Genomic DNA, 15,268 nt, shown 5'->3' with positions numbered 1-15,268 from the left:
CGTTTACGACTCTTTATCTTTCGTCAGGGACAGAATGCCAATAGAAACGGCCGCGACCCCGACAAATCCACCTAGGATAATGACTGGCATAGCACTGTAACCTAGAACATGCCAGATAATGGATTCAAGTGTACTCATTTCTGTGCTCCTTGTTATTGCCAGCCTTCTACGCCGTGCATATCTGGCAGGTTATGTGCGATACCTTTGTGACAATCTACACATGTTTTTTCACCAGACGCTAGGGCAGTAGAGTGTTGTTGAACACTACGTTCACTTTGCTCTGAGAAATCCATAAATTCAAATTGGTGACAGTTACGACATTCGAGAGAGTCGTTCTTCTTCATCCTTGCCCATTCACGCTCTGCTAAGTGCGCGCGGCGCTCTTTGAATTTTTCTGGAGTATCGATAGTTTTCGTTACGAAATGTGCAAACAGCTCTTTGGATGCTTGAACTTTACGAATGATTTTATCTGTCCATTCGTGTGGTACGTGACAGTCTGAACAGATTGCTCGAACCCCTGAACGGTTAGAGTAGTGAATTGTCTCTTGGATTTCCGCTACGATAGGAGCATGACAACCAGAACAGAACTCTTCCGTATTGGTCATTTCCATACCTGTGTTAAATGCGCCCCAAAATAGCAAGCCACCAGAAAAACCCAAGAATAAGATAACACCAGCCGCCGCTTTACTTGGCCTAGTTAACTTACTCCAAAACGCTTTAAGTAGTTTCATAAATCGCCTCTTATTGTTTGGTTTGCTTAGCGAAGTGATTCAACACGCTTAAAGTCATTTTCAACCAAAGGTTGAGCGTCCGCTTGAGGAACGTGACATTGCAAACAGAAATAACGACGAGGTGATACATCAGCAAGTACTGCATCTTCACGGTTTAGGAAGTGCGTTACACTAATTTTCGTTGCGCCCATATCTTTGGCGTTTTTCCAGCTGTGGCAAGATAAACACTTGTTCGCATCTTTATTGACTTCGTAGTTACGAATTGAGTGTGGAATTAGTGGCGGCTGATAAACGTAATCCGCTTCTAAAGATTGTTCACGAGGAATTTTCTTCATTTCATCAGCGTTTCGCGTTTCTTCAAGAAGGCTAGAACCTCGCAAAGATTCCAAACCACCTGTTCCACCTGGAAGATCCAACTCAGCTTGCGCAAAGGCTACGCCGGACAAAACAGCACCTACAGATAACAGTGCAACCAGTAATTTTTTCATATTACATTCTCCGCCTAATGGCTAAATTCTTTAATGTGGCTGCCCGAAGATTTTGCCGAAGGGCAGCCTTTATACGCTTGCTTTACTTAAGCCACTTTTGTGATTTTAACCGGACATTTCTTGAAGTCCGTTTGTTTTGAAAGTGGGTCGGTAGCATCTAGGATCAACTTGTTGATCAGAATGCGAGCATCAAAGAATGGTACGAATACCAAGCCTTTTGGCGGCTTGTTACGACCACGAGTCTCTACACGCGCTCTAACTTCGCCGCGTTTGTTAGCAATGACCACTTCATCACCACGGCGTAGACCTCGTGCGACAGCATCTTCGTGATGCATGAAACACACAGCATCCGGGAAGGCCTTGTAAAGTTCAGGTACACGGCGAGTCATAGTACCTGTGTGCCAGTGTTCAAGAACACGGCCTGTACATAGCCATAAATCGTATTCTGCATCTGGCACTTCAGGTGGCGCTTCGTATGGAGCAGAGATGATCCATGCTTTGCCGTCTGGTTTACCGTAGAAATCCCAGCCAGTGCCTTTCTTCGCATATGGATCTGAGCCTTCTTTGTAGCGCCATAGTGTTTCTTTGCCATCAACTACTGGCCAACGTAGACCACGAGTTTGGTGGTACATATCGTAAGGTGCTAAATCGTGACCGTGGCCGCGACCGAAAATTGCGTACTCTTCGAAAATACCTTTTTGCACGTAGAAACCGAAGTGGTGTGCGTCATCGTTTAGTTCACGTGCTTCGCTCACTGGGTACTTGTCGATCTGACCGTTTTTGTACAGCACATCAAACATGGTTTTGCCACGGTATTCAGGCATTTTTGCTAGTAATTCTTCTGGCCACACTTCTTCCATCTTGAAGCGTTTAGAGAATTCCATTAGCTGCCATAAGTCAGATTTTGATTCACCGATAGTACCAACTTGTTGGTACCAAGCTTGAGTACGACGCTCTGCGTTACCGTAAGCGCCTTCTTTTTCAACCCACATTGCCGTTGGCAGAATCAAGTCAGCTGCTTGCGCTGTTACTGTTGGGTATGGGTCTGAAACTACAATGAAGTTTTCTGGGTTACGGTAACCTGGCAGACGTTCTTCATTGATGTTAGGACCGGCTTGCATGTTGTTGTTACATTGAACCCAGTAACAGTTCAGTACGCCATCGTTCAGCATACGGTCTTGAAGAACCGCGTGGAAACCTGGTTTTGGTGGGATAGTACCTTCTGGTAGTTTCCACACTTTTTCTGCGATTTCACGGTGTTTAGGGTTTGCAACCACCATGTCTGCTGGCAGACGGTGAGCAAAGGTACCTACTTCACGAGCAGTACCACAAGCCGAAGGCTGACCTGTTAGCGAGAATGGGCTGTTACCCGGAGTCGCAATTTTACCGGTCAGTAAGTGTAGGTTATACACAAGGCTTTGCATCCATACGCCACGTGTATGCTGGTTCATACCCATGGTCCAAAGTGACATTACTTTGGTATTTGGATCCGCATATTGCTTCGCTAGTGTAATAAGTTTCTCTTCGTTCACACCTGACATTTCGGATGCTTTAGCCGCAGTGTAAGGTGCAACTGATTTTTTGTACTCTTCAAAAGAGATGTTGCTCATTGAGCCATTGTTAGCATTTTTTGCTTTTTTCTGTAGCGGGTGCTCATCACGTAGACCATAACCGATATCAGTCACAGCTTGTTTGAAGTGGGTGTGCTTGTTCACGAAGTCCCAGTTTACTGCATCATTCTGAATGATGTAGTTCGCGATGAAGTTTGCAATTGCTAGGTCAGATTGTGGATGGAAAATGTAACCGTGGTCAGCAAGCTCAAATGAACGGTGATAGTATGTAGACAGCACGTTTACTTTTACATGCTGTTCGCTCAAGCGACGGTCAGTCAGACGGCTCCATAAGATAGGGTGCATTTCGGCCATGTTCGAACCCCAAAGTACAAAAGAGTCCGCATTTTCTAAGTCGTCATAACAACCCATAGGTTCATCAATACCGAAAGTACGCATGAAACCCACTACCGCAGATGCCATACAGTGACGAGCGTTCGGGTCGATGTTGTTTGAACGGAAACCAGCCTTCATTAATTTAGCTGCCGCATAACCTTCCATTACTGTCCATTGGCCAGAACCAAACATACCGATGCTTGTTGGGCCTTTCTTAGCAAGAGATGCTTTCCACTTCTCAGCCATAATGTCGAAGGCTTGATCCCAAGAAATAGGGGTGAAGTCGCCATCTTTAGCGTATTCACCATTGCGCATACGAAGCAGAGGTTGAGTAAGACGGTCTTTACCGTACATGATTTTAGAGAGGAAATAACCTTTGATACAGTTTAGGCCTTTGTTTACTGGTGCTTCAGGGTCACCCTGAGTTGCCACAATACGACCATTTTGTGTACCCACTAAAACCGAGCAGCCAGTACCACAGAAACGACAAGGCGCTTTGTCCCAGGTAATTTTGGTTTGATCTGTGCTAGCAATCAGGTTAGCAGCAGAAGCTGGTAATGTTACTCCAGCGATAGCTGCAGCTGATGCTGCTGCGTTTGCTTTCACAAACGCTCGTCTTGTCATTTTCATACTTCATCCTCTGTTTGGGATTGTTGAATTCCAGTGTCTTCGTCCAACTGCTCTAAATCTGTTTCGATTTGGTGATAAACCAAAACAGTGCTTAGCACGTTAGGTAAATTGTTGATGGCATCAATCGTGTCGGTAATAAAACCTTGATTCTCAGTTTCGAGAACCACCACTATTTTGCCTTCAGGGCTGTCACCGTAGACTTCTGCATTCTCGAATTCTTCGATTTGAGCCTTTATTGATTCAAGATGCTGTGGAAGCACATGAATCACCAAACTTGAAATGTGCACTTCATTCAGTGACATACATTACTCTCATTTTTATATTGTGTTGCTTACATGGATAGCTGCTGTTGGGCATACAGAAACACATGCTCCGCAACCACTGCAGTCATCAACATTGATAACTGGTTGTGCAACTTTGTTGAGTTGCAACTTAAACTGAATCGCCATGGTGTCACATGTTTCACCACAGCTACGACATTCAACGTTTTGATACGCCAAACAATTCTGTTTGATATCCGCTTTAATCTGCCAAGGTGAATTGGACTGTGGAAGGAAAATAGGCTCCGGGCAAACCTCGGCACATTGATAACAAAATGTGCATTCGCCTCGGCTGAAATCTACGGTTGGAAAACCACCGTCACCATTAATGATGATCTTGGTTTCACAAGCAGAAACGCATTTGCCGCAACGTGTACAATCGTCGGTAAAAGAAGCCGCTGATTTAACCCAAGGCATTATTATTGCTGAGTCTTCAACAGTTTTACGCGAGAACAATCGACGTCTGGCTAAATCGACCACTACAATCACCTTATATTTTGTAAGCGATAGGTAAATTGTAGCTCAAAGTTGTTAAGCCACAATTTTCACTTATCCATATGAAAATTGTAGTTTTCAGGCTATTTTCTTAAATACCCATTAGGGGGTAATTGGGGGTAAGCGTTGTTTTAGATCAATTATTTCCAGCGAGAGTGATCACATATTGATAGTGTTTGACTGTGATTCAAAATTTAAGAAAGACGACAGACGTCAAAATGAAGGAAGTGCACCAGTTTGGTTAGAAGAGTAGAAAGGTCGCTGATTGGCACAATTGCCAAGGCAATGTTTAGCATTGTGATGATGTCGTTTGCAACAATTAGCTTCGCGATTATAACACTAGCATCGTCATTGAATGACGCAGAAGCGGTCAATGTTTCAGGTTCGATGCGTATGCAAAGCTATCGTTTAGCGCACGATATTCAGAGTTCCTCCATCGATTATGTCAGTCATATTGAAAGTTTCGAACAGTCACTGTTTTCTCCGTCTATGCAGGCGTTAAAACATTGGACAGTGCCTGAAGATATTCAGTCCGATTACAACGACATCATCATTCGCTGGCAAGAACTGAAGACAATCTTGAAAAGTGACCAACGTGCTGAATATTTGAACCTTGTTGCGGGGTTCGTCAGCCAAATTGATGTGTTTGTGTTTAAACTGCAGCAGTTTTCTGAAAGTAAATTAATCAAACTGGCATGGGTTGGGGGCTTAGGCCTTGGCGGTGTATTTTTGGTTTCTGCGTTGGTTGTTATTTATACTCGAAGAGAAGTTGTAGGCCCGCTGCGTAATTTAGTCGTCGCGAGTGAACAGGTACAGAACCGATCTTTTGATGTGCAGTTGAAAACAACCAGCCGTAATGAAATGGCGATATTGACCCGCACGTTTAATGACATGGCGAATGAGTTAGGCAAGCTGTATCACGGGCTTGAAAATGCGGTGAATGAGAAGACCCATAAGCTCCAACATGCAAACCAGTCATTGCAGGTACTTTATGAGTCGTCACAACAGTTAACGGCTTCTCGAATTAGCCAAGAGAACTTTCAGACGTTACTTAAACAAATCGTCAGTGTAGAAGGGATTGATGCTGTTCGCCTCGAAATAGATGAAGAGGCGGGCAAAGGCATTGTTTTAAATGAAGGTTATTGTGACAGCAATTGCAATAACAACTGCCACGAGCAACCATTGATGGTGGATGGACAGACGTTAGGAAGACTGTACTGGCGGGCGGGGTTACCATGCCCGGATAAAGCACTGATTGATAGCTTTGTACAGATGCTTTCACGCGCTGTTTATTTTAACAAAGCTCAGAAACAGGCAGAGCAGTTGCTCCTGATGGAAGAGCGTGCGACCATCGCGCGTGAACTACATGACTCTCTTGCTCAGTCGCTTTCTTATTTAAAAATTCAGGTCTCGTTACTTAAGCGTGTCATGAACAAGCTAGACCAAACGCCGCAAAGTGAGAAGACAACAGACATTATTAAAGATATCGATGAGGGTTTATCCGGAGCCTATACTCAGTTGCGTGAGCTGCTGACTACATTCCGCTTAACCATTAAAGAAGGTAATTTCGGACGAGCGTTATTGGAAATGATCAATCAGTTGAAAGAGCACACCAGTGCGTCAATTGAGTTAACCAATAATCTCTCTTCGCTGGAGTTGAATGCACATCAACAGGTGCATTTAATGCAGTTGATCCGAGAAGCAGTAATTAACGCCATTAAGCACGCGGACGCTACGAAAATAGTCGTGGAGTGCAACGAAGTTGACGGCGATGTTGTTGTCGTGGTCGAAGATAATGGTGTAGGTTTTGAAGAACACGATGCAAAACTTAACCATTATGGTTTAAGCATAATGCAAGAGCGAGCAGCCCGCCTAAATGGAGAATTGACAGTGAACTCTTCTCTGAATTCCGGTTGCAGAATAACTTTGAAATTTAAACAGTCTAAGGACATTAACGTTGACGAAGATTAGAGTAATGTTGGTGGATGACCACCCGCTAATGCGTAGGGGCATTAATCAGTTATTGAGCTTGGAAGACGATTTTGACGTGATCGCGGAAGCAAGCAACGGTACTGAAGCCGTCGCTCTGGCCCACGAAGATGAGCCGGACTTAATCCTGCTCGACCTGAACATGAAGGGGATGTCTGGGCTTGATACGCTTCAGGCACTACGCACCGACGGATGCAGCTCAACCATCGTTATACTGACCGTATCGGACAGTGCGGCAGACATAGAAGCGTTAGTGAAAGCAGGTGCTGATGGTTATTTGCTAAAAGATACTGAGCCTGACGAACTGATTGAACTGCTAAAACAAGCGTCTTCAGGTGAGAAAGCTTACAGCAGTGTCGTAGCGAAATATCTTCGTGAGCGTGAGGAGCACTCAGATGTATTTGATTCTTTGACTGATCGTGAATCTCAAATTCTTGCGGAAGTGGCAAAAGGGTATCGTAATAAGCAAATTGCCGATCACTTGTTTATTTCTGAAGCGACAGTAAAAGTTCACATGAAGAGTTTGCTGAAAAAGTTACGAGTTCCATCGCGTACAGCAGCAACAGTGCTCTATCTGGAACGCTACGGCGAACTGAGATAACAATCGCGGCTTATCAGATGCAAAAAAGAGGCTAATTGCCTCTTTTTTTATTTACAGATTGCTATTAGTTACAGATTGCAATTTTGGCAGTCGTTATAGTTTCGAATAACGAGTTTTAAATTCAAATACCTTTTCAGAACACACATCGATGCAGCGTCCGCAGCTAATACAGTCCTGATCCATCACTCTGATGTCGCCATCTTTTAACGGCTCTCTAAGAACTTGCGGTTCTGGGCAGACGTTGAAACAATCCATACACTTGGTGCAGGCGTTTCTGTCAGTAGCGGTGACACGCATAATGCTCTGTTTGCCGATAATGCCGTAGGTCGCACCTAAGGGGCATAGGTGACCACACCAGCCATGTTCGACCAGTAACAGATCGAGTAAGAAGACAAGTACAATCAGCATCCAGCCGGCACCCATACCAAATATCAGGCCCCGATGCAGCGCAGAAACAGGGTCAATCCACACCCATAAAGCACTTCCAGAAATGGCGCTGCCGATCAGTAGTACCGGAATTAACCAATAACGCAGACTCTTTGGCCATGAATAGCTCGCTTTTACATTCAGTTTCCTGCGTAGCCACGCGGCTAAGTCAGTCACGATATTCAGTGGGCAGACCCAAGCACAAAACACTCTTGGTGCGATCACTGCGTATAATGCTACAACAATCAGAGCGCCTAAAATTGCCGTGAACTCAGGAAGATGCCCTGCGGCGATGGTTTGCAGCAGTAGCAGTGGGTCGGTAAACGGAATGACATCAAATAAGGTACTTGAAGACAGGTTTCCTTTAAATATTCCCCATGTTGGGCCAGCCATAAACAGCGCAATAATGGAAAACTGAGAAATTCGGCGAAGGATCAAAAAGCGATGCGCTTTCCACCAACCCAAGTTTTGTATTGCCGCTTTACCGGCGTCTTTAGCCAAATGTTTAGCCATCATCCCCCTCCTAAAGCTGGTTGCCGTTAAATGGTTTAATTGGAACGCCACCGTGTTCTTCGGTGTCGATACGCACTTCAGAATGCTCTTCCCAGCCCAAGCGGTAATGTTTACCTAACTGACCTTGCGCAAGCTCTGTTGGCACCACTTTTATTGCCGCTACATCTAACACACAGGCTTCTTCGCACTTACCGCAACCCGTACAGTAGTCGGCATGAACGGTGGGAATAAATTTGGCGTGAAAACCTGTTCTTTCATTTCGGATGGTTTCAAGGGTGATGGCTTTATCGATAGCAGGGCAGATGCGGTAACAAACATCGCAACGTAGGCCTTGAAAATTAAGGCAGTTCTTTTGGTCGATCAGTACTGCAGTTCCCATCCTTGCATCATCTATATCGGTCAGTGCAGGATCAAGTGCACCGCTGGGGCAGGCTTTCACGCAAGGAATGTCTTCGCACATCTCGCAAGGTATTTGTCTCGCAGTAAAGTACGGCGTACCCGCAGCAACAGGTGAAAGAAGCGAAGCTAACTTCAACGTATCGTATGGGCATGCTTGAACGCATAAGCCGCAACGCACGCAGGCTTTCTCGAAATCGTTACCTGGTAATGCACCTGGTGGGCGAATAGGGACACCAGAAGTTTCTCTTGCCTGACTTTGCAAAGATTGCAATCCGAGGAGCGATGCGGCTGCACCGACACCGACTGCAGTTCTAGAAGCATCTCTTAAGAAGCGACGGCGGCTTTCGGAAATTTTTGGACGAGAAGTTTTCATACGCCAACCCTGTATAAAACGCACTACTAAAATTATAACCACATTATCTGTGTGCATAAGAATAGTCGCTACCTCCAAAGTAGTGTACGAACACTCCGTTGATTCAGGTCAAGTGAAAGCTAATATAAATGAAAAAATGTGCAGAGATTGAAAACAAAAAGACCAGCGAATCGCTGGTCTTTTCATGGTTAAGTTCGGCTGATGTTACGCCATCATAGGAACAAGAACCGTAGTACCAATAATTACGGTAATCAAACCTGTCATCACTGGTAGGAAGGTGCGTTTAACTACTTCAAACGGGCTTAAGTGCGCCATACCTGAAGTTGCAACGATAACACCTGATACAGGCGAAATAGTACGGCCTAGGTTTGATGCTTGTAGCATTGGAATAATTAGGAACGCTGGGTTTAGACCCAATTTTCCAGCCAATGACGGTGCAAGTTCCACGAATGCGTAGAAAGGTGCGTTACCTGAACCTGTTGCGATTGCTGCGGCAACCGTCAAGATAGTCAGAATAAGCATTAGTGCAACGCCACCTGCGCCCGCAGTTTCTGCAAGGTGAAGTAGGTTGTCGATAGCGCCGATAGACATCAAGCCTTGTGCAAATACGCCTGCTGCCACTAATAGCATTACCACGCCTTTAAACGCATCAGCCATACCGTCGTAGCAAACTTCTAGATCTTCTAAAGCTTCTCTGCCGTTGAACTTGCGAGATACGTAATGAACCAAAGCACCGACAAAAATAGAAGCGACAACGATGGTGTAGATATCCAGAGATAAACCTTCGATGGTTTTACCGTTAAACAGGAACACCCCAATGATTGGAAGGAATGGCAGAATTGAGTAATAACCTGGTGCATTAACTTCAATTTCAGACACATCAACTCGTTCCATTGGCGTGTTGTCTTTCTTATCCAGATATTTGTTCCAGAAGTAAGCGGTAATCGCCATAACGATAATCGCACATATAGACACAGGAAGAACGGTTTGTACCGCGAACACATCTAGGCTCAAGCCTGATTTTTCAGCCGCAATAACAACATCGCCAGACGTTGGAGAAAGAATGATTGCCGCTGGTGAAGCACATACCGCTGCTGCTGCTGGGCGTGAGATACCCATCGCTGTCATCATAGGGAACAAGGTAGCCATCAATAGCACGCCTAGACCTGTTGCAGAGCTTACAGCCAGTGACATTAAACAAGCTACGATATATGCAGAAACAAGCAGAATGTAAGGTGATTTAATAAAAGAAAGTGGTTTAGAAAACTGTTTTACCACAACATTATTTGCACCGATATGAGTCATGTAAGAAGCAAAACCACACAACAGCATGATTTGCATACCCAAGCCACCGCCTCGGTTTTGTAGCATGAATTTCACGTATTCTAATGAGTCTGTAAGCAAGTTGCCTGTTGAAGCAACGTTTTTAGGTAATACAGTATGACCGATAATACCGGTGAGAATGAGTAGCACAAGACCACCAGTCAGTAGTACGCCAGCCGCTTTGTAGCCTTTTACGATCAGGTATCCAACAGCAATCGTAACAACTAACCCGATGAGAAGTTCAAGCATAGTAGTCTCCAATCTATGAGAATGATGCGAGTAAAGTTAAAAGTAAATGTTGCAAAGTGTTACGGCAATTTACTCGAAACTTCTCTGTGGCACGAGTTCAACTTGCACTTTGAATGATCTAAAGCAATAAAAATTAAACTATCATTTACAGGGTATTGTTCTTTTTGTGAATAATAACTCCGAATAATATTAAGAAATATATTTATTAGATAATATTATCGTTTGTATGAGAATTTCTAATGCTAAGGAGTTAAAAAAGAAAAGTGACACAAATGCGCCACTTTTTTAAAAGAGGGGAGAATTAAGCGTATTGTGAAACTATTCGGTTCCAGCGGTTTCTTTTTTCAACAAAATCGAGTTTAACTTGCTCGTAGCGAACCTTGAGCATAGAACGTTCATACTTCTTAAATGCTAGGTTTTTCTTACTTTCAAGCAGTTGTCTTTTAATATCGTAGTAATTGTGCAGTTCGCTGATGAAAGCATCAAATTCATGTTGAAAGCTATTCATTAATACGACGTGGTTTGGCAGTGACAGGATTCTGCTTTGCACATAAACAAGCGCCATCTGTGCGCGTGCCTTCTCAATTTTCAGTGCTGGGGCTTTTCTTAGCTTCTTGGTCAAGCCTACCCATGAGCAAGCTTTGATGAGCCATTTGGTTGGATCGTACTGCCACCAATAAATACCGTTTCGGTAATCATTTTCAAAGATGTGGTGATAGTTATGATAGCCTTCACCAAAGGTGAAGAAAGCCAAAACGCCATTGTCTCTTGCGGTGTTCTTATTGGTGTATGGCTGTGAACCCCAAATATGCGCCAGAGAATTAATAAAGAAAGTGGTGTGGTGGTTAAGTACCAGACGAACAGCGCCAACCATCAGCAGCATACCGATAATATCGTTATAGATAATGCCAAGTAGTAGAGGCACACCAAGGTTCATAAGCACTGCAAGAGGCACGTAATAACGATGTTGCCACATCACAATCTTATCTTTTTGTAGATCACGGCAGTTACTGTAGTCGTCATACACCGCTTGGTTGTAGTGACGCAGCATCCAACCGATGTGTGAATACCAAAAGCCTTTCTTTGCTGAGTAGGGATCTTTGTCATTCTGGTCGACAAACTTATGGTGTACTCGGTGATCGGAAGACCAATGCAGTGCGCTATTTTGCAACGCAAATGCACCTCCGAGAGCACACAACAAACGAACTAGCCAATGGGCTTCAAAAGTCTTGTGTGACCATAGGCGGTGATAGCCCATGGTGATTGACAGGTTGCAGAAAGCAAAGCAGACGATCAGCCAAACCCAGTGCTCAGCACCGAAGCCAAAATGCCAACCAAACCACGGTGTAACAACCGCAGCTAAAATAAAACTGAGTGAGAATATTGCGACATTTAGCCATATAACTGGCGGCTTATTTGTCATGATAAAGTCCTTTGGGCTTACAAGTGTGCGCTAGATTATCAGCGAACACGTGTAAGTCAAATAACTTTAGCAAAATTGTGACCAGTATGTTTTGCTTTTTCATCCTAAATGAATAGTATGAATGGGTACTAGAAATCCTTACAGGAAGTTATAAGGACTAATAAATGGAAATTAGGATAGCGGAATATAGTGATTATGAAAAAATCGCTGCTCTTCATGTTCGTAGTTGGAAAACACATTACCAAGGTTTATTGAAGCAAGATTATCTCGATAATGAAGCACTGCCGGACAGACTTGTGATTTGGCAAACCCGCCTGACCAACCCACCTTTTAATCAGCATATTTTGTTGTTGGAAGAAAAAGACCAGTTAGTTGGTTTTATTTGTGCGTTTGGAAATCACGATTTTGAACGTGGCAGTATTATTGAATCACTGCATATTGACCCTGAATATCAGGGACGTGGACTCGGCAAGAAGCTGATTCGCGAAATGGCAAAGTGGATTGATCACTACTTCCCAGATAATGGCGTCTATCTGGAAGTATTGGAACAAAACAGACAGGCTATCGACTTTTACGATCACATCGGTGGTGAACATCAATTACAAAAGTTATGGAAAGCACCTTGTGGAACTGAAGTACCAGAATTCGTTTACGCTTGGAAAACACCAAAACTGATGCTGGCGTCCATCGAATAAATAGAAGTATTTGGATAGTCTAGTTATAACAAAAAGCCCAGCACTTGCTGGGCTTTTTGTTATTATAGCGAATCTTACGGATTATTAGCGTTTCGTGGTGAATTCCGATACGGCTTTATCCATCTCTTTGGCTTGTTGAGAGACCATATCCACTTCAGACATCACTTGCTGGGCTGAATGCATATTGTCTTCTGAGATAGAGTTAAGCTCAGTGATCGACTCACTGACTTGGTTCATCACAATGCCTTGTTCTTCTATCGCAGAAGCGATGCGTTCAGAGTTTGCCTGAATGTTACTCATATCTGAAATAATCAGGCTCAGGCTTTCATCAAGTTTATGGGAATCCATCAAGGTTTCTTGGCTCTGAGCATTACACTGTTCAATGTCCTTCACGACTAGACCCATTTGCGACTGAATGGCTGCAACGACCTTAGTGATTTCTTCGGTCGACTCGTGAGTTCTTGTTGCCAGAGAACGAACTTCGTCGGCTACCACTGCAAAACCTCGGCCTTGTTCGCCCGCCCGTGCTGCTTCAATGGCCGCGTTAAGTGCAAGAAGGTTCGTCTGTTCAGCGATTCCCTGAATGATGTTCACGGCGCCGCCAATTTTCTCAACATGATTGTTCAAAGACGTAATTGAGTGCTGGCTAGATTCCAACGTTTTAGAGAGTTGTTCAATATTGTTCACGGTCGAATCGACCACCAAGCGACCGTTCTCTGCGTTGTGTGAGGCTTGTTGAACCCCTTCAACTGCCACGCTGGTACTTTCTGAGATCTCGCCGATAGCGGAAACCATTTCCTGTACGGATGTTGCCATCATAGCGGTGTGTTCAGCTTGTGCATTAAAGTGTCGCAGTACTTCTTCCAACTCATTGTGCATGGCTGCAGTGCTGGTAGATAACTGGTTCGATTTCGCCTGAGAGCCTGAAATCAGCGTCTCGAATTTATCGAGCAGTTTATTGAAGTAGTGGCTGACCGATGCAAGTTCGTCTTTGCCCGTGATGTCTGAGCGCAAACCGATATTGTTAGTATCAGAAATGTTGTGAATAACAGTCAACATACGGTTAACGCGAATGTTGATTGTGCGGCTAATCTGGAAGATAAGTCCAAAGATCACGATAATTACGAACACAGTAATACTGTTTTCAATCATCGCGATTTCAGAACGGCGGTTATCCACTTCTTTACTCAATGTTTCAGAAAACGTTTTAAATTGCTCTTCAACATTGTGTGAAAGGTTGCGTGTATTGCCCAACAAACCTTCATTGTATTTCAGGCCGATTTTTTGCTCTTGTAGCGTAACTGTTTTTGCTGCCGCAATAAGCTCGGACATTGATGCGATTTCTCCCTGCGGATTAATCGTCCCTGAGCGAACATTGTTATCAAATAGAGTTAGCTCTAGTTGACCTTCTTTGTTAGCGTTACTAAACGCTTGGTTGAAGAGTGCGTAGTACTTTTGAAGTAAACCAGACTCTTTGTCTAAACCTAGTTGAACATAAGCGGCGACTAGATCTTCAAATCCTTTTTTGTAAGAAAGAAGATCATTGCGCAGAGCAGTCGATGACCCTAGTTGATTGGAAGACAGAATGAGCGATAGTTCAGATTCTAAACTTAAAAAATGTTCACTGTTCTTTTTGAATGTATCTAGGTAATTTGTACTGCTGCGAAGTAAAAAATCTTTTTCGTTACGGCGCAAATTAAGTAATCGAATTTCAAGCTTGTCGACTAAAGTGATGGCGTGAGTTAATTCACGAGTCGTATTAGCGAAGTAATTAGAACTAATTAGAAGGGTAATGATGCCCAAGACAGCAATAACACCCAATGAATACAGCTTTTGTTTAATATTCATATGTTTACCTGGTTAATAAAGTTTATAGATATTTTTGTTATTATCGTCGTGAGTGCAGGGGAAACGGCCCCTTATAAGTTAGTGTCGGCTAATATATGCATGACAATTATTAAAGTTTTATGACAGGAGCCTTGGTCGGATGACTATAGACGTAGAAAAGTACAAAGGTTTGATTTTTGATATGGACGGAACCCTTATCGATACGATGCCTGCACACGTCGAAGCTTGGCGTGTTACCGCTGAGAAATTTGGTTTTCCATTTGATGCAAAATGGCTGCAAAGCATGGGCGGAATGCCGAGTATAAAAATTGCTGTTGAGGTGAGTAAAGCGTATGGCATTGAACTCGACCCAAAAGCTGTCTCTGATTACAAGATGAAGGCGTTTAGTCAAATTGATGAAAGCGGCGATTTGATTACAGACACTGCGAGCCTGCTTGAAGCGAACTTAGGTAAGAAGAAGTTGGCGGTCGGTACTGGGAGCCAACGAGTAAGTGCCATTAAGCTACTGACCCGAGTAAATATGCTTGATAAGTTGGATGCGTTGGTCACGGCGACAGATGTTGAAAATCATAAGCCTCACCCACAAACGTTTTTAACGGCGTGTGAATTATTGGGATTAGAACCTCAAGAGTGCGTGGTGTTTGAAGATACCAATCTCGGCAAACAAGCTGCGCATGCAGGTGGTATGGATTGCATTATGGTGACAGAACACGGATTGCAGTTCTTTCCATATAAGGCATAACTTCATTTCCATAAAAAGAGCCGCCTTGAGGCGGCTCTTTTGTCACTGTCCGGTTTTTAAGCCGTTACAAAACGCTG

Annotated in this window: 15 protein-coding genes; 4 read left to right on the top strand and 11 right to left on the bottom strand. The window is 43.9% G+C overall.

Annotated features, from left to right (window positions below; all coding sequences use genetic code 11):
• Positions 1–3: 3 nt before the first annotated feature.
• The 6 genes from P4S58_RS18750 to napF form a co-directional block, all read right to left on the bottom strand.
• Complete coding sequence (locus P4S58_RS18750) at positions 4–138, bottom strand: TIGR02808 family protein (protein ID WP_081878682.1); 135 nt, start codon at positions 136–138, stop codon at positions 4–6.
• A 14-nt stretch (positions 139–152) separates the two neighbouring features.
• Positions 153–731 carry a NapC/NirT family cytochrome c gene (locus P4S58_RS18745; RefSeq protein WP_042483062.1) on the bottom strand — a complete coding sequence of 193 codons (579 nt, stop codon included), beginning with the start codon at positions 729–731 and terminating at the stop codon, positions 153–155.
• 26 nt (positions 732–757) lie between these two features.
• Positions 758–1,219: a nitrate reductase cytochrome c-type subunit gene (locus tag P4S58_RS18740; RefSeq protein ID WP_042483065.1), complete on the bottom strand. Its 462-nt coding sequence runs from the start codon at positions 1,217–1,219 to the stop codon at positions 758–760.
• Between the two features lie 86 nt (positions 1,220–1,305).
• Positions 1,306–3,795 carry a periplasmic nitrate reductase subunit alpha gene (gene napA / locus P4S58_RS18735; protein ID WP_337165152.1) on the bottom strand — a complete coding sequence of 830 codons (2,490 nt, stop codon included), beginning with the start codon at positions 3,793–3,795 and terminating at the stop codon, positions 1,306–1,308.
• On the bottom strand, positions 3,792–4,097 hold the full coding sequence (locus P4S58_RS18730; protein ID WP_042483070.1) for a chaperone NapD: 306 nt from the start codon (positions 4,095–4,097) through the stop codon (positions 3,792–3,794). Before P4S58_RS18730 ends, napA begins: the two co-directional genes overlap by 4 nt.
• 15 nt (positions 4,098–4,112) lie before the next feature.
• Positions 4,113–4,595 carry a ferredoxin-type protein NapF gene (napF, locus tag P4S58_RS18725; protein WP_102965293.1) on the bottom strand — a complete coding sequence of 161 codons (483 nt, stop codon included), beginning with the start codon at positions 4,593–4,595 and terminating at the stop codon, positions 4,113–4,115.
• A gap of 252 nt (positions 4,596–4,847) precedes the next feature.
• Between napF and narQ the strand changes: the two genes are divergently transcribed.
• Together narQ and P4S58_RS18715 are read left to right on the top strand one after the other, a co-directional pair.
• Positions 4,848–6,581, top strand: a complete 1,734-nt coding sequence (gene narQ / locus P4S58_RS18720) for a nitrate/nitrite two-component system sensor histidine kinase NarQ (RefSeq protein WP_102965294.1) — start codon at positions 4,848–4,850, stop codon at positions 6,579–6,581.
• Positions 6,568–7,200 (top strand): response regulator, encoded by a 633-nt coding sequence (locus P4S58_RS18715; RefSeq protein WP_102954793.1) that lies wholly within the window; start codon positions 6,568–6,570, stop codon positions 7,198–7,200. Before narQ ends, P4S58_RS18715 begins: the two co-directional genes overlap by 14 nt.
• Positions 7,201–7,293: 93 nt before the next feature.
• Here the strand turns inward: P4S58_RS18715 and napH are convergent, their stop codons facing one another.
• From napH to P4S58_RS18695, 4 genes are all read right to left on the bottom strand, one after another.
• Positions 7,294–8,139: a quinol dehydrogenase ferredoxin subunit NapH gene (gene napH / locus P4S58_RS18710; RefSeq protein ID WP_102954792.1), complete on the bottom strand. Its 846-nt coding sequence runs from the start codon at positions 8,137–8,139 to the stop codon at positions 7,294–7,296.
• 10 nt (positions 8,140–8,149) lie between these two features.
• Positions 8,150–8,911, bottom strand: a complete 762-nt coding sequence (gene napG, locus P4S58_RS18705) for a ferredoxin-type protein NapG (RefSeq protein WP_042483438.1) — start codon at positions 8,909–8,911, stop codon at positions 8,150–8,152.
• Positions 8,912–9,115: 204 nt separating this feature from the next.
• Positions 9,116–10,483 (bottom strand): anaerobic C4-dicarboxylate transporter DcuC, encoded by a 1,368-nt coding sequence (gene dcuC, locus P4S58_RS18700; protein WP_042483081.1) that lies wholly within the window; start codon positions 10,481–10,483, stop codon positions 9,116–9,118.
• Positions 10,484–10,784: 301 nt separating this feature from the next.
• The gene (locus P4S58_RS18695; RefSeq protein ID WP_337165149.1) at positions 10,785–11,906 is read right to left on the bottom strand and encodes an acyl-CoA desaturase; all 1,122 of its coding nucleotides are present in this window, start codon (positions 11,904–11,906) and stop codon (positions 10,785–10,787) included.
• Positions 11,907–12,070: 164 nt separating this feature from the next.
• On the opposite strand from P4S58_RS18695, the gene P4S58_RS18690 reads away from it, so the two are divergent.
• Complete coding sequence (locus tag P4S58_RS18690; RefSeq protein WP_042483088.1) at positions 12,071–12,601, top strand: GNAT family N-acetyltransferase; 531 nt, start codon at positions 12,071–12,073, stop codon at positions 12,599–12,601.
• Positions 12,602–12,685: 84 nt separating this feature from the next.
• Here P4S58_RS18690 and P4S58_RS18685 read toward each other — a convergent pair whose 3' ends face one another.
• Complete coding sequence (locus P4S58_RS18685; RefSeq protein WP_112403590.1) at positions 12,686–14,449, bottom strand: methyl-accepting chemotaxis protein; 1,764 nt, start codon at positions 14,447–14,449, stop codon at positions 12,686–12,688.
• 139 nt (positions 14,450–14,588) lie between these two features.
• Between P4S58_RS18685 and P4S58_RS18680 the strand changes: the two genes are divergently transcribed.
• Positions 14,589–15,191, top strand: coding sequence for a beta-phosphoglucomutase family hydrolase (locus P4S58_RS18680; RefSeq protein WP_102987322.1), 603 nt, complete (start codon positions 14,589–14,591; stop codon positions 15,189–15,191).
• The last annotated feature ends 77 nt before the right edge of the window (positions 15,192–15,268 follow it).

Source organism: Vibrio sp. Hal054 (genome assembly GCF_037162405.1).
GTDB classification, from domain to species: Bacteria; Pseudomonadota; Gammaproteobacteria; order Enterobacterales; family Vibrionaceae; genus Vibrio; species Vibrio diazotrophicus.
Note: the sequence above shows the minus strand (reverse complement) of the source record. Positions and strands in the feature narration are given on the sequence as shown.

Coding starts and splice junctions, on each gene's coding strand:
- P4S58_RS18750 (WP_081878682.1), bottom strand. CDS start 138: ATGAGTACACTTGAATCCATTATCTGGCATGTTCTAGGTTACAGTGCT.
- P4S58_RS18745 (WP_042483062.1), bottom strand. CDS start 731: ATGAAACTACTTAAAGCGTTTTGGAGTAAGTTAACTAGGCCAAGTAAA.
- P4S58_RS18740 (WP_042483065.1), bottom strand. CDS start 1,219: ATGAAAAAATTACTGGTTGCACTGTTATCTGTAGGTGCTGTTTTGTCC.
- napA (WP_337165152.1), bottom strand. CDS start 3,795: ATGAAAATGACAAGACGAGCGTTTGTGAAAGCAAACGCAGCAGCATCA.
- P4S58_RS18730 (WP_042483070.1), bottom strand. CDS start 4,097: ATGTCACTGAATGAAGTGCACATTTCAAGTTTGGTGATTCATGTGCTT.
- napH (WP_102954792.1), bottom strand. CDS start 8,139: ATGGCTAAACATTTGGCTAAAGACGCCGGTAAAGCGGCAATACAAAAC.
- napG (WP_042483438.1), bottom strand. CDS start 8,911: ATGAAAACTTCTCGTCCAAAAATTTCCGAAAGCCGCCGTCGCTTCTTA.
- dcuC (WP_042483081.1), bottom strand. CDS start 10,483: ATGCTTGAACTTCTCATCGGGTTAGTTGTTACGATTGCTGTTGGATAC.
- P4S58_RS18695 (WP_337165149.1), bottom strand. CDS start 11,906: ATGACAAATAAGCCGCCAGTTATATGGCTAAATGTCGCAATATTCTCA.
- P4S58_RS18690 (WP_042483088.1), top strand. CDS start 12,071: ATGGAAATTAGGATAGCGGAATATAGTGATTATGAAAAAATCGCTGCT.
- P4S58_RS18685 (WP_112403590.1), bottom strand. CDS start 14,449: ATGAATATTAAACAAAAGCTGTATTCATTGGGTGTTATTGCTGTCTTG.
- P4S58_RS18680 (WP_102987322.1), top strand. CDS start 14,589: ATGACTATAGACGTAGAAAAGTACAAAGGTTTGATTTTTGATATGGAC.